This window comes from Arthrobacter woluwensis, assembly GCF_900105345.1.
GTDB classification, from domain to species: domain Bacteria; phylum Actinomycetota; class Actinomycetes; order Actinomycetales; family Micrococcaceae; genus Arthrobacter_E; species Arthrobacter_E woluwensis.
Genome location: NZ_FNSN01000003.1, coordinates 531,981 through 543,748, shown reverse-complemented (window position 1 = coordinate 543,748; position 11,768 = coordinate 531,981). Strand labels below are relative to the sequence as shown.

At 69.3% G+C, this 11,768-nt stretch carries 14 protein-coding genes and 1 tRNA gene; 6 read left to right on the top strand and 9 right to left on the bottom strand.

The features are described from left to right. Positions 1-8: 8 nt before the first annotated feature. Complete coding sequence (locus tag BLV63_RS03115) at positions 9-1,274, bottom strand: MFS transporter (RefSeq protein WP_066213919.1); 1,266 nt, start codon at positions 1,272-1,274, stop codon at positions 9-11. Between the two features lie 219 nt (positions 1,275-1,493). Here BLV63_RS03115 and BLV63_RS03110 point away from each other — a divergent pair, with 219 nt between their 5' ends. Next, complete coding sequence (locus BLV63_RS03110) at positions 1,494-2,000, top strand: MarR family winged helix-turn-helix transcriptional regulator (protein WP_066213914.1); 507 nt, start codon at positions 1,494-1,496, stop codon at positions 1,998-2,000. Between the two features lie 33 nt (positions 2,001-2,033). On the opposite strand, the gene BLV63_RS03105 is transcribed toward BLV63_RS03110, so the two are convergent. Both BLV63_RS03105 and BLV63_RS03100 read right to left on the bottom strand, forming a co-directional pair. Next, complete coding sequence (locus BLV63_RS03105) at positions 2,034-3,245, bottom strand: low temperature requirement protein A (protein ID WP_066213911.1); 1,212 nt, start codon at positions 3,243-3,245, stop codon at positions 2,034-2,036. Positions 3,246-3,418: 173 nt separating this feature from the next. Then, positions 3,419-3,796 (bottom strand): VOC family protein, encoded by a 378-nt coding sequence (locus BLV63_RS03100; protein ID WP_066213909.1) that lies wholly within the window; start codon positions 3,794-3,796, stop codon positions 3,419-3,421. Between the two features lie 125 nt (positions 3,797-3,921). On the opposite strand from BLV63_RS03100, the gene BLV63_RS03095 reads away from it, so the two are divergent. The 3 genes from BLV63_RS03095 (at position 3,922) to BLV63_RS03085 (ending at position 6,814) form a co-directional block, all read left to right on the top strand. Further along, on the top strand, positions 3,922-4,830 hold the full coding sequence (locus BLV63_RS03095) for a sigma-70 family RNA polymerase sigma factor (RefSeq protein ID WP_217640437.1): 909 nt from the start codon (positions 3,922-3,924) through the stop codon (positions 4,828-4,830). Between the two features lie 205 nt (positions 4,831-5,035). After that, entirely contained in the window at positions 5,036-5,848 is an 813-nt protein-coding gene (locus tag BLV63_RS03090; protein WP_066213907.1) for an SDR family NAD(P)-dependent oxidoreductase, read from the top strand. A 258-nt stretch (positions 5,849-6,106) separates the two neighbouring features. Continuing rightward, complete coding sequence (locus BLV63_RS03085; RefSeq protein ID WP_066213905.1) at positions 6,107-6,814, top strand: RraA family protein; 708 nt, start codon at positions 6,107-6,109, stop codon at positions 6,812-6,814. 39 nt (positions 6,815-6,853) lie between these two features. Here BLV63_RS03085 and BLV63_RS03080 read toward each other — a convergent pair whose 3' ends face one another. Genes BLV63_RS03080 through BLV63_RS03070 form a run of 3 tightly spaced genes read right to left on the bottom strand, consistent with a single transcriptional unit; the run spans position 6,854 to position 8,811 of the window. Beyond that, positions 6,854-7,753: a homocysteine S-methyltransferase family protein gene (locus tag BLV63_RS03080; RefSeq protein WP_217640436.1), complete on the bottom strand. Its 900-nt coding sequence runs from the start codon at positions 7,751-7,753 to the stop codon at positions 6,854-6,856. A 2-nt stretch (positions 7,754-7,755) separates the two neighbouring features. Further along, positions 7,756-8,331, bottom strand: coding sequence for a dCTP deaminase (gene dcd, locus BLV63_RS03075; protein WP_066213902.1), 576 nt, complete (start codon positions 8,329-8,331; stop codon positions 7,756-7,758). Between the two features lie 24 nt (positions 8,332-8,355). Further along, positions 8,356-8,811 carry an SRPBCC family protein gene (locus BLV63_RS03070; RefSeq protein WP_066213900.1) on the bottom strand — a complete coding sequence of 152 codons (456 nt, stop codon included), beginning with the start codon at positions 8,809-8,811 and terminating at the stop codon, positions 8,356-8,358. 203 nt (positions 8,812-9,014) lie between these two features. Here BLV63_RS03070 and BLV63_RS03065 point away from each other — a divergent pair, with 203 nt between their 5' ends. Next, complete coding sequence (locus tag BLV63_RS03065; protein ID WP_139244630.1) at positions 9,015-10,451, top strand: D-alanyl-D-alanine carboxypeptidase family protein; 1,437 nt, start codon at positions 9,015-9,017, stop codon at positions 10,449-10,451. Between the two features lie 101 nt (positions 10,452-10,552). Beyond that, positions 10,553-10,623: transfer RNA gene (locus tag BLV63_RS03060), tRNA-Gly, on the top strand. A gap of 160 nt (positions 10,624-10,783) precedes the next feature. On the opposite strand, the gene rpsN is transcribed toward BLV63_RS03060, so the two are convergent. The 3 genes from rpsN to rpmB are packed head-to-tail and all read right to left on the bottom strand — an operon-like array spanning position 10,784 to position 11,498. Beyond that, positions 10,784-11,089: a 30S ribosomal protein S14 gene (gene rpsN / locus BLV63_RS03055; RefSeq protein ID WP_066213895.1), complete on the bottom strand. Its 306-nt coding sequence runs from the start codon at positions 11,087-11,089 to the stop codon at positions 10,784-10,786. Between the two features lie 2 nt (positions 11,090-11,091). Further along, on the bottom strand, positions 11,092-11,262 hold the full coding sequence (gene rpmG, locus BLV63_RS03050; RefSeq protein WP_066213893.1) for a 50S ribosomal protein L33: 171 nt from the start codon (positions 11,260-11,262) through the stop codon (positions 11,092-11,094). After that, a complete protein-coding gene (gene rpmB, locus BLV63_RS03045) occupies positions 11,262-11,498 on the bottom strand; it encodes a 50S ribosomal protein L28 (RefSeq protein ID WP_066214183.1) in 237 nt (78 codons plus the stop codon). The genes rpmG and rpmB overlap by 1 nt, the downstream gene beginning before the upstream one ends. Positions 11,499-11,768 lie beyond the last annotated feature (270 nt).

Genomic DNA, 11,768 nt, shown 5'->3' with positions numbered 1-11,768 from the left:
AGTCGGCGTCAGGCGGCGAGCGCCTCGTCCGACCGCACCGGGATTCCGGCCCGCGCCCGTGCCGCGAGCACCTGGCGGATGCGCCAGGCCGCGAAGATCGCCACCACGCTGATGACCAGGTGCATGATCAGGAACGCATCCCCGAGGCCCGCGCCCAGCAGCACGCCCGCGATCAGCGGACCGGCCGCGGAGAACGCCGTCTGCAGCGCCGCGACCACGCCGAGGGTCTGGCCGACCATGCCGGCGGGCGCCAGCGAGGCCGTGAGCGGGTTCAGCACCGGGCTGTAGACCGTCTCCCCCACGGCGAAGATCCCGTAGGTCATGACGAACAGCGCCGACGCGATCCCGGGCATGAACTGCGCCACCGAGAGCAGCAGCCAGGACACCAGCCAGACCGAGCCGACCGCCATGAGCAGGGTCGCGGCGGGCCGCTTGGCCGTCAGCTTCACGACGACGAGCTGCAGCGCCACGATCACCAGGCAGTTCACGGCCGCAGCGGTTCCGATCACGGACGGCTCGGCGTTCAGCACCGTGAGCGCGTAGGCGGGCAGGCCGGACTCGAACTGGGCGTAGAACCCGAGGGCGAGGGCGATCGTCACGACGGCGGTCCAGCGCATGGCGGGATCCGCGAAGATGAGCCGCAGGGCGCCACGGCGGCGGCCGCCGTCGTCGAGCGCCTGATCAGTGGTGGAGGCGACGCCGTCGAGCACCGGGGCGGCGCCGCGGCCGAGGCCCCCGGCCAGGGCGATGATCGCCGAGGAGATCACGAAGCCTCCGGCGGCCATGAGGAAGCCGACGGTCAGGCCGTCGGCGCGGCCGAGGTCGACCACCAGGCCGGCCAGGAACGCGCCCGCGGCCATGCCGAGGGACTCACCCGTGAACTTGTAGGCGAAGACCTTGCGGCGGTCGGCGCTCGAGGACCACTCGAGCGCGAGCACCTGCTTCGCGGGGACCGCGCCGGAGAGGCCGAGGCCGAACACCAGCATCCCCAGCAGGAAGGTGGCCGGCTCCTGGACGAACATGAGGGAACCGACCGCCACCGCGCCGACCAGCTGCGCCAGCACGGCGACCAGGACCGGGTTGAAGCGGTCCGCGAGCCTTCCGGCGACCGGCGAGGCGAAGAGCGCTCCGAGAGAGAACAAGGAGGCGGCCGCGGCGGCCACCAGGGCGCCCCAGCCACGCGTTTCCGCGGCATAGGCGTACTGATAGGGAAGAACGGCTCCCCAGCCGAGAGAACCGATGGCGGACGCGAGGATCAAAAGCTTCGCGCGCATGAGTGCACCCCCTTGGGTCTGATGAAGGAACGATGTCCGCTGAAGGACGTGTGGCGTCGAATTGCTCTGTGCTCAACAGGCTCTGCGCTTAACAGACTTTGTGGTCAACAGGACGAGCCGCCCTCATTCCCTCCGGAGTGAGCGCGGCCACATTTATTCGACTTCGAATATTTCGATATCGAAATATTACCACATCGAAGTTCGTGAGAGAATCCCTGAATGCCCCCTCGCAAGCCCAGTGCCCAGGAAGAACACCGCCGGAGCGTCGCGGCCTATGTCGCGGCCGGTGGCGAGGAGACCGTGCAGCGGGTCATCACCGCCGTGCAGTCCCTCAACCGGAAGCTGGATCAGTGGTACGCCCGTCAGCTGGCCGACCTGGACGTCACCGCCGGCGAATGGGGCGTGGTCACCGCGCTGGTGAAGGCGAAGGAGCCCCTCACGCCGAGTCAGCTGGCCGACCTGAGCAACGTCGCGCCGTCGTCGATGACGCATCGCCTGGACAAGCTCGCGCTGCGCGGGCTGGTCGAACGCACGCAGGACCCCGGCAACCGCACCCGCGTGTTCGTGAGCCTCACCGAGGAGGGCCGTCAGCTCTTCAACCTCGCGATCAAGGGGTCGAGCGTCGTGGAGACGGACGTGCTTCAGGACCTCAGCAGCCCGGAGATGAAGGAACTGGCCCGGATGCTGGAGGTCGTGATCGCGCGGCTGGACGACATCGAGGCGTAGGCCGTCCGGCTCAGCGCCCGCCCCGCGGAACGGTCAGGCGCCTGCGCCCTCCGCCTCCTCGAGTTCCTCGATCCGCTCCGACGCCGCGAGCGTGGCCGGCAGCTCCAGCAGCACCACCAGCAGGATCATGACGACGGCGGCGGCCGCCATCGAGCCGAGGGTGTTCTCCCCGGGCACGAACGCACAGGCCGCCAGGAGCACGGTCAGCACCAGGAAGAGCAGGCTGGTGGGGCGCGGAAGCGACTTCCGCAGCGTGATGAACCAGGTGGTGAGCACGAAGAGCGCGATCGGCACGGTGAGCGTGGCGGCGGCGGCCACCCGGCCCAGTTCGGCGTGGCCGTCCGCGAAGTCGATCGCCACTTCGATACCCGCCGAGAACGAGGCCGCGGCGGCGAACACCAGGTAGTGGCCGTAGCCGAAGGTCAGCGCGTTCCGCAGCGAACCGAAGTGCTCGTGGTGCTCCCGGGAGAAGTAGATCCACCACATCCCCGCGGCGAGGACCAGACCGCACGCGGCGATCGGCAGCAGGGCGCCGAGATGCTCCTGTGCCGCCGCGGCGTCGACGATCGCGCCGGTGGACGCCAGGATCGACTCGCCGAGCACGATCAGGGTGAAACAGCCGTACCGCTCCGCGATGTGGCTGGGATGCCAGGGCGTCTTCCGCGCGGTCTCGGCCCAGACGGGCACTGAGACCTCGGCCAGCACGAGGACCAGGAAGCCCCAGATCCCGACCTCCGCCGGCAGCAGAAGCCTGAGCAGCCACAGCACCTGGACCACCGCGACCCCGCCGGCGTAGCGCAGTGCGGTGACCCTGAGTTCCGGGCTGGACGCCGCCGCGCGGAGCCATTGGCAGACCAGCGGAACCCGCATCACGAGGTACCCCAGGGTCGCGACGGTGAAGTCGCCCTCGGACATCGCCGCCCCGACGCCGCCGGCCAGGACCAGGGCGCCGGCCATCTGGATGATCGTCAGGATCCGGTAGAGCCAGTCATCCGTGTCGAACGAGGTGGCGAACCAGGTGAAGTTCATCCACGCCCACCAGATGCCGAAGAACACCAGGAGGAAGGCCACGATCCCCTCTCCCACGTGGTTCTCCGCATAGAAGTGGTGCAGCTGGGCCGAGATCATCGACACCGCTACCACGAACACCAGGTCGAAGAACAGTTCCAGAGGGCTCGCGGCGCGGAACGTCTCGAAGGGGTCGCGGGGCTTCATGCGCCGGAGTCCAAGTCGGGCGGTGCTCATGTGCGGTTCTCCCTGCGCGATGCCGGGGCGGTGCGCCCCGGGGTCCGGATCGGTTCTGCCTTCCACGATAGAGAACCCGCGCAAGCCGACGACGTTCCGGGCCAAGAAACGCCGGTGTCCCCTGGTCTCCGCGCTGCGGAACCAGGGGACACCGTGAACGGCGGAGCCTCGCTTCAGGCGAAGTTGCCGATCTCCAGGACGAGGCCGCCGGGCGCGCGGACGAAGGCGGCCCGCTGGCCCCATTCGCGGTCGGTGGGCTCCACGAGCGATTCGGCGCCCGCGGTGACGGCCTGCTGGTAGGCGGCGTCGACGTCGTCGGCGACGAAGCTGAGCACGCCCGTGACGCGGGCGGGATCGGCGACCTCGAGCGGCTGCCCGGGCAGGTGGTTGCCGGCGGCCTCCAGGGTGCCGAAGGCGAGCTTGGTGTCACCTGCGGCGACTTCGGCGTAGCCCTCGCCGTAGACCTGGGTCTGCAGTCCGAAGGCGGCGCCGAAGAACTCGGCGGCGTCCTTGGCGTTGTCGACGTAGAACATGCTCTTGGCGTAGCGCATGGGATTCTCCTTCAGGATCGATACGGGCACTTCCCGCATTCACCCTCTTGACGTCTGGGCGTTCGAAGATGTGACATGGCCAGGGCGACGCGTCACATCAAGCGCCCGCCGGACGTCGAAGAGGCATGGAGAACATGGAATCCGAGCTCGAACTCGCCACCCGCTTCGACCAGGAGCGCCCCCGTCTGCTGGGCATCGCCCAGAGGATCCTCGGACCGTCCGGCCCGCTCGGCGCCGAGGACGCCGTCCAGGAGGCCTGGTTCCGGCTCGCCCGGCTGGACGACGACGTCGACAACCTCCCCGCCTGGCTCACCACCGTGGTGAGCCGCATCTGCCTCGACGCCCTCCGCTCCCACGCACGGCACGAGGCGCTGGCGGAGACGCTCGCCGGACAGCTCGACGAGGTCACGCCCGGACCGGAGGAACAGGCGCAACTGGACGACTCGCTGAGCGTGGCGCTCCTGGTCGTCCTGGACACGCTGAGCCCGGCCGAACGGGTGGCCTTCGTGCTCCACGACCTCTTCGGCGCACCGTTCGAGGAGGTCGCCGCGGCCACCGGACGGTCCGCCGCGGCCGCGCGACAGCTGGCCAGCCGGGCCCGGCGCCGGGTGCGCGGCCAGGCGGGACCGGAGCCGTCGGCGTCGTCGGACGCCGCGCCCGAAAGCCCGACGGCGGAGGAAGCGGACGGCGCGCGGGCGCCCCGGGCGGTGGTCGAGGCGTTCATGACGGCGGCGAAGGGCGGCGACCTGGCCGCCCTGGTCAGACTGCTGGATCCCGACGTCGTCATGACCTCGGATGCGGCCGCCGCGGCGATGGGCTCCCCGGCCCTCAAACTCGGACGGGACGAGGTGTCCGGTTTCTTCAACGGCAAGGCCAAGGCCGCACGCTTCGCGATGCTCGGCGGCGAACCCGGGCTCGTGTGGCAGCACCGCGGCGTGGTCCAGGTGGCCTTCACGTTCCAGCTCCGCGACGGCGTCATCCACGCGGTGCGCCTGATCGGCGACCGCGAGGAACTGGATCGGCTGACGGCGTAGAGCGTGCCCGGCCTTGTGGGCTCCGTCGCCTTGTGTGCTCAGTTGTTGTGGGTCTTTCCGTCCACAACCCGCAACAACTGAGCACACAACCGTCCAGGGCCGGCCGGTCCCCGCTCCTCGCTAGGATGAGCAAACGGGGCAACCGGCATGTTTTCGCGCCTCGTGCTGAGACCAGAGCACCTCACCGGCATCTGAAAGGGACATCATGACGCACTCGACCCGCCCCCTGGCCGTCGTCACCGGGGCGACCGGAGGAATCGGCCGCGACATCTGCCGCCTGCTGGCCCGCGAGGGCTACGACATCGTGGCACAGTACAACTCGCAGCACGAGAGGGCCGAGCAGCTGAAGCTCTCCCTCGATGAGCTCGGAGCCCACTGCACCACGGTGTCCTGCGACCTGGGAGCGCCCGAGGCCGTCGACGCCGTGGACGCAGCCGTCGAGGATGCGCTCAGCAGCACCGGCGGCGAGCTCAAGGCCCTCGTCAACAACGCGGCGATGCTCCTCGGACCGTCCCTGAGCAGCGCCACGCACGAGCAGTTCGACGCCTACATGGCCGTGAACGTGCGCGCCCCCTTCTTCCTGGCGCAGAGGCTTTCGCTCCGGATGCCGCCGGGCGGCGCCATCGTCAACGTGTCCTCCGCGGGCGTGCACTTCTCCTGCCCCGACGACATCGTGTACGCGATGGGCAAGGCCGCGCTCGAATCCATGGCGTTCCACGCGGCCGAATCACTCGCGGAACGCGGCGTCCGCATCAACGCGGTGATCCCCGGGTTCACCGACAACGGGCACGAGCTGTTCAGCATCCCCGAGGCGCGCGCCCACATGTCGACGTTCGCGGTGCAGGGCGATGTGGCGGACCCGTCCGTGGTGGCCGAGGCCGTGCTGTTCCTGCTGTCCGACCGGGCATCACGGACCACCGGGACCACCCTCGACGTCAGCGGCGGCAGCACCCTGGGAGCCAGGCCGCGCTCCGAGGAGAAGCTGACGCTCCTGGCTCTGCAGGGCCAGGGCGCCTGACGGAGGCGCGACGCCGGGGGCGAGCGGCAGCGACAGTGTGAGCTCTCGTTGCGTGCTCAGTTGTTGCGGGTGTTCCGCCCTGGAACCCACAACAACTGAGCACACAACGGAGGGTCGCCCGGCCCGTGGCCAGTGATTCCAACTGGCTACATCTTTCGAGGCCACTTTCCGCGAGACTGGCTCCGTGGCGCCGTGCCGGCATCCCTCACGGGCGGCCCGCCACACGAAGGATCCCGGAATCATGAAGGAGCCCCCGGCATGGACAGCGAGCAGCTGCGACAGGCGTATCAGGACCTCAGCACCCCGCACGTCGCCGACGCGTGCCTGCGTCTCGGCGTCGAGGTACGCTGCGCCCCCGTCGGCACGACAGCGCCCTGGGAGGGGGCCGCCGTCGTCGGCCGCGCCCGGCCGGTGCAGCACTTCGGCAGCGCCGACATCTTCCTCGAAGTGATCAACGGCGCCGAACGCGGCGACGTCCTGGTCGTGGACAACGGCGGCCGCGCGGACGAGGCGTGCGTCGGCGACCTGGTCGCCCTCGAAGCCAGCCAGGCGGGGCTGGCCGGCGTGGTCATCTGGGGCCTGCACCGCGACACGTCGGAGCTCCGGGCCATCCAGTTGCCCGTGTTCAGCCTCGGTGCGCTGCCGGCTGGGCCGCAGCGCCTCGATCCGCGGACCCCGGACGCCATGGACTGGGCGCGGATCGGCGACCACGTGGTCACGGCTGACGACGTCGTCCTGGGCGACGACGACGGCGTCCTGTTCGTCCCGCTCGACCGCGCCGCGGAAGTGGCCGAGACCGCCGCCGCGATCCGCGAGACCGAACGTGGCCAGGCCCTCAGGATGCTGCAGGGCACGAGCCTCCGGCAGCAGACCGACTTCGACGGATACCTCGCGGCCCGCGCCGAGGACCCGGCACTGACCTTCCGTCGCTACCTCCGGGCGGTCGGCGCGGAGATCGAGGAGTAGGCAGGAGCCCGGGCGGATCACCCGCGGCGCCCGGTCGACTCAGCTCAGCCGTTCCCGCAGGACCTCGAGGTGCTCCGGGCCGATCCCGCAGCATCCACCGATGATCGCCGCGCCCTGCTCGCGCCAGCGCTCCGCCCAGCTCAGGTACCCGGCCGGGCCGAGGTCCTCACGGAGCTCGTCGAGGCCGTCGTTCGCCGTCGCGTCCTCGGGCTGCGGCGGGAAGGCGTTCGCGTACACGCCGAGCTCCAGCTCCGCCCCCAGCCGCCCGACGACGGCGCCCGCCTCCGCGAGTGCCGCCCCCATGACCTCCGGCCGGCTGCAGTTGAACAGCAGCGCCGCAGCTCCCAGGGTGACGGCCGTCTCGGCAGCCTCGGCCACGCTTTCCCCGGACCGCAGTGCGGCCGGACCGTCCTCCTGCTCATCTCGGAGGGTGAAGGAGATCCAGAAGGGGAGGCCGTCGTCGGGAAGACCGGCCTTCACGGCACGGACTTCGGCGAGGGACCCCTGGGTCTCGGCCAGCCACAGGTCCACATGCCCGGACAGGCCCGCCACCAGGGGAGCCAGCACCTCCGGCGCACGCTCGGCGTCGAAGAGATCGGGGCGGTAGGAGCCGAACAGCGGCGGCAGGGAGCCCGCGACGCGCACGCCCGCGGAGCCGGCGTCGTCGGCCGCAGCACGCGCCAGACGCCCCGCACGGTCGGCCAGCGTCCGAGCCTGGGCCGCGAAGATGTCCTCACCCAGGTGGAAGGGGACCAGGGCGTAACTGTCGGTGGTGATGACCCGCGCGCCGGCGCCGATGAAGTCCTCGTGGACGGCCTGGACGTGCTCCGGCGCCTCCATGAGGGCAAGCGCGGACCACTCGGGCTGCCGGAAGGGCGCGCCCCGTCGTGCCAGCTCCCGGCCCATGCCGCCGTCCAGCAGCGTCAGAGCACCGGGCACCCTCAGATGTCCGTCCGGTGGAAGTTCAGGTGGCTGCGGGAGGCGGTGGGCCCGCGCTGACCCTGGTACCGGTTGCCGTACTCACGGGAACCGTACGGATGCTCGGCGGCCGAGGTGAGCTGGAAGAAGCAGAGCTGACCGATCTTCATGCCGGGCCACAGCTTGATGGGCAGCGTCGCGACGTTGGAGAGCTCCAGGGTGACGTGGCCGGAGAACCCGGGGTCGATGAACCCGGCGGTCGAGTGCGTCAGCAGGCCGAGGCGGCCCAGGGAGGACTTGCCTTCGAGGCGGGCCGCGATGTCGTTCGGAAGCGTCACCGTCTCGTAGGTGGAGCCGAGCACGAACTCACCGGGGTGCAGGATGAAGGGTTCGTCGCCGTCCACCTCGACCAGGCGGGTCAGCTCGGGCTGCTCCTGCGCCGGATCGATGTGGGCGTATTTGTGGTTGTCGAAGAGGCGGAAGAACCGGTCCAGCCGGACATCGACGCTGGAGGGCTGCACCATGGAGGGCTCGAAGGGGTCCAGAGCGATGCGCCCTGCGGCCAGTTCGGATCGGATGTCGCGGTCAGAGATCAGCACAGTCTCAAAAATACCGCACCGGGCTCAGGCCACGCGCTCCAGAGGCGTCTCGAGGACTTCTTTGAGACGTTCCAGCTGGCGGACCTCCTGCTCGAGGATGCGCTGCGAATCGCGCCAGTAGAAGCGGCGGAAGCCCCGCGGGGTGAAATCGAGGGCGTACCGCACGCGGGTGGAGTCACCCTCGGTGCTCAGGTAGTACCCGCCGCGCGTGCCCACCGGCCCGTACAGCACGGCGAACTCCAGCTCGGCGCCGCTGCGGGAGGCGGTGATCCGGTACGTGCCGGGGATGCTGCTGGCCGAGCTGTGCTCATACGACTGCTGGTAGACGGCGCCCACGGCACCCGGCGATCCGCTGCGCAGGATCACGGAACGCAGACCCTCCCGCCAGCGGGGGTTGTTCGCGCCGTCCGCGAGGAAGCTGAAGACAGAGAGCGCATCACAACGGATGAGCACATCATGCGACGCATGCACCACTGCCATAGTCCTTCCTCGAGAGTCGTCAACAGCCCGTATCCCCCGATCAAGGCACAAAAAAGAATACGTTTCACTTGCAGGTACAACCAGGACTTCGGGGCAGGTTTTACCGAATGGTTATCCCTTGTCACGAAGAACTCCCGCGTCGCGCCTCTTCCACCCGCCGGAAATCAAGGGGATGATGAGCCTGACTGCACAGGGGGTTGCTCATGTCCGAAACCGTTCACGTGTCCACATCACCGGGTTCCCGCACGCGGCGCGGACTGCGCCTGGTGGCCGCTGCCGCCGCAGCCGCCGCCCTGGCTCTGGGATTCACGACGCCGGCCCACGCCGCCGGGAATCCGCTCCCCTCGGTGGACCCCTCGCCGTCCGCGTCCAGCATCGCGGTGCTCGTCAACAAGCAGCGCCCGCTCAACCCGGCGCAGTACTACCCGTCCGATCTGGTGAACTTCCGCGGCACGGGCTATTCCCTCCGGCGTGAGGCCGCCACGGCGCTGAACAGCCTCTTCACCGCGGCCGGCGCCGCGGGCAAGCCCCTGACCGTCGTCAGCGCGTTCCGGAGCTATCAGACCCAGGTGAGCACGTACAACTACTACGTCAGCCAGTACGGCGAGGCATATGCCAGCACGATCTCCGCCCGCCCCGGCTACAGCGAGCACCAGACGGGCCTGGCCGTCGACGTCGGCAACACCTACAACTGCGGCCTCAGCACCTGCTTCGGCAGCACGCCGGAGGGCCAGTGGGTCGCGGCCAACGCGTGGCGCTTCGGCTTCATCGTGCGATACCCGAACGGGTACACCGGCACCACCGGCTACGCCTACGAGCCCTGGCACCTGCGCTATGTGGGCGTGGATGTCGCCTCGGACATGCGCGCCCGCTCGATCCCGACCCTCGAGCAGTACTTCGCCGGCAACCCGGCACGCTCCGCCTCGGTGAAGAGCGGCGGGGATCTCCTGGCCGTGGACGGCTCAGGGAACCTGCGGCTGTACCGGGGGGCTGCCAGCAACCTCTCCGCCGTAGGGGTGGTGGGGAGCGGCTGGTCCGGATTCCGTTCCGGACATCTGGTGGACTGGACGGGCGATGGGGTCTACGACATCCTCGCCCAGACCAACGACGGGCGGCTCCTCCTCTACCGGGGCGCCACGGGCGGAGGCTTCTCAAGCGGTCAGGAGATCAGCAGGGGCTGGGCGGGCCGGACGCTCGTCACGGGCCGGCTGAAGACCGGGCAGCGGCCAGGCATCCTGGCGTACGACAGTGCGGGGGTCCTCTCCTATTACGCCAACACCTCGGGTGGTGCGCCGTCAGCCGGGCAGAGGATCGGCACCGGCTGGAAGGGCGCACTCCTGACGCTCACCGACTTCAACGGCGACGGCAGGACCGACCTCCTGGCCCGCATGTCCACCGGGACCATGCGGCTCTACGGAGGAACGGGGGCCGCGTCCTTCACGTCCGCCGTCACGGTGGGCAGCGGTTGGCAGGGCTTCACGGCCCTCGTGGCGGACTACGGTTTCGCCGGACCGGGTTCGCGCGGCGTGATGGCCCGCAAGCCCGACGGCGGCCTGGTGTACTACGGTTTCCGCAGCGGCCAGTGGCTGCCGGCCCGCACCGTGGGGCAGGGCTGGGGATCCCTCAACATCTTCCGCTGAGCGGCTTCCCGCGAGCCAGGATCTGGCACCCGGACAGGATTCGCACCCGACGCCGGGCTGCGCTAAGCTGAGGCGTGCTGCCACGGCTTGGCCCTGGCCGCGGGGCTGTAGCTCAATGGTAGAGCACCTGCTTCCCAAGCAGGTGACGCGGGTTCGATTCCCGTCAGCCCCTCGTTTCCGAAGGCCCCCGCTCCTCAAGCGGGGGCCTTTCGCGCGCCCGGCCGGAGCCCAGGCGCGGTGGCCCTGCACCCGGGTACGCGAAGGGCCGGCCATCCCTGCGGATGACCGGCCCTTCAGTCTCAGGTGGAAGCGACCCTCAGAGGGTCACTGTCCTACCAGGAAGACTTGGTGATGCCCGGCAGCTCGCCCTTGTGGGCCATGTCGCGGAAGCGGACACGGGAGATGCCGAACTTCTGGAAGGTGCCACGGGGGCGGCCATCGATGGCGTCGCGGTTGCGGACGCGGACGGGGGAAGCGTTGCGGGGCAGCTTCTGCAGACCCAGGCGGGCCTCCTCGCGTGCCTCGTCGGTCGCGTTCGGGTCGACCAGGGTCTTCTTGAGCTCGAGGCGCTTGGCAGCGTAGCGCTCAACGATGACCTTGCGCTGCTCGTTACGAGCAATCTTGGACTTCTTCGCCATGTTTAGCGCTCCTCTCGGAATTCGACGTGCTGGCGCACAACCGGGTCGTACTTCTTCAGGACCAGGCGGTCCGGGTCGTTACGACGGTTCTTGCGCGTCACGTAGGTGTAGCCGGTGCCCGCGGTGGACTTCAGCTTGATGATCGGACGTACGTCCTTGTCCTTCTTTGCCATTAGAGCTTCACCCCACGAGCCAGAATCTCGGCGACAACAGCGTCGATACCGCGCTGGTCGATGACCTTGATGCCCTTGGCAGAAACCTGCAGGGTCACGTTACGGCGCAGGGACGGAACCCAGTAGCGCTTCTTCTGGATGTTCGGGTCGAACCGACGCTTGTTGCGGCGGTGCGAGTGCGAAATGCTGTGCCCGAAGCCCGGCTCGGCCCCAGTCACCTGGCAGTGTGCTGCCATGATCGACTCCTCGATGTCAGTGATACCGGGAGGGTTTTCCATCCCGGGCGCCGCCGTCGCGTCCACGCACCTCACCCCTGAAAGGATGAGCACGGGAAACAGAAATGGCTGACTTGAGCCCCTAACTACCGGCGAGCTTGACCGCGAGGTCCGCTGCAAGCCGGAGCAATCAGGCACACTTCACACAACTGAGCGCCTATCAAGTCTACGGGGCCGCGTCAATTAAGGCCAATCAGCGTGTTCCGCCCGCACGACGACGGCGGGCGCCGC

What these genes read in the sequence shown, in the direction of transcription:
- BLV63_RS03115 (WP_066213919.1), bottom strand. Translation starts at nt 1,274, where the DNA reads ATGCGCGCGAAGCTTTTGATCCTCGCGTCCGCCATCGGTTCTCTCGGC.
- BLV63_RS03110 (WP_066213914.1), top strand. Translation starts at nt 1,494, where the DNA reads ATGCCCCCTCGCAAGCCCAGTGCCCAGGAAGAACACCGCCGGAGCGTC.
- BLV63_RS03105 (WP_066213911.1), bottom strand. Translation starts at nt 3,245, where the DNA reads ATGAGCACCGCCCGACTTGGACTCCGGCGCATGAAGCCCCGCGACCCC.
- BLV63_RS03100 (WP_066213909.1), bottom strand. Translation starts at nt 3,796, where the DNA reads ATGCGCTACGCCAAGAGCATGTTCTACGTCGACAACGCCAAGGACGCC.
- BLV63_RS03095 (WP_217640437.1), top strand. Translation starts at nt 3,922, where the DNA reads ATGGAGAACATGGAATCCGAGCTCGAACTCGCCACCCGCTTCGACCAG.
- BLV63_RS03090 (WP_066213907.1), top strand. Translation starts at nt 5,036, where the DNA reads ATGACGCACTCGACCCGCCCCCTGGCCGTCGTCACCGGGGCGACCGGA.
- BLV63_RS03085 (WP_066213905.1), top strand. Translation starts at nt 6,107, where the DNA reads ATGGACAGCGAGCAGCTGCGACAGGCGTATCAGGACCTCAGCACCCCG.
- BLV63_RS03070 (WP_066213900.1), bottom strand. Translation starts at nt 8,811, where the DNA reads ATGGCAGTGGTGCATGCGTCGCATGATGTGCTCATCCGTTGTGATGCG.
- BLV63_RS03065 (WP_139244630.1), top strand. Translation starts at nt 9,015, where the DNA reads ATGTCCGAAACCGTTCACGTGTCCACATCACCGGGTTCCCGCACGCGG.
- rpsN (WP_066213895.1), bottom strand. Translation starts at nt 11,089, where the DNA reads ATGGCGAAGAAGTCCAAGATTGCTCGTAACGAGCAGCGCAAGGTCATC.
- rpmG (WP_066213893.1), bottom strand. Translation starts at nt 11,262, where the DNA reads ATGGCAAAGAAGGACAAGGACGTACGTCCGATCATCAAGCTGAAGTCC.
- rpmB (WP_066214183.1), bottom strand. Translation starts at nt 11,498, where the DNA reads ATGGCAGCACACTGCCAGGTGACTGGGGCCGAGCCGGGCTTCGGGCAC.